Origin of the sequence: Actinoplanes sp. DH11, assembly GCF_020873875.1 — a bacterium.
GTDB lineage: Bacteria > Actinomycetota > Actinomycetes > Mycobacteriales > Micromonosporaceae > Actinoplanes.
In genome coordinates, this window is record NZ_JAHWGU010000207.1 from 1 (window position 1) to 297 (window position 297).

At 67.3% G+C, this 297-nt stretch carries 1 protein-coding gene; it reads left to right on the forward strand.

Annotated elements, in window-relative coordinates; translation table 11 throughout:
* Nucleotides 1–12: 12 nt before the first annotated feature.
* On the forward strand, nt 13–297 hold a 285-nt coding region (locus LPA41_RS41455), incomplete at its 3' end, for a ketoacyl-synthetase C-terminal extension domain-containing protein (protein WP_308036676.1).

Below are 297 nucleotides of genomic sequence, written 5' to 3' on the forward strand. Positions count from 1 at the left end.
GAGTCGGGTGCGGTGGAGTTGTTGACTGAGCCGGTCGAGTGGCAGGTGCAGGACAGACCTCGTCGGGCGGCGGTGTCGTCGTTCGGGATCAGTGGCACGAACGCGCACGTGATCTTGGAGCAGGGCCCGGGTGTGGAGGCACCGGAGCTCCCGTCCGGGGTGCCGCATCAGGGTCCGGTGCCGTGGCTGGTTTCTGCGAAGTCGCCGGAGGCGTTGGCGGCGCAGGTGCAGCGGTTGGCCGTGTTGGATGCTGATGCTGTTGATGTCGGGTTCTCGTTGGCTACGACGCGGGCGTTG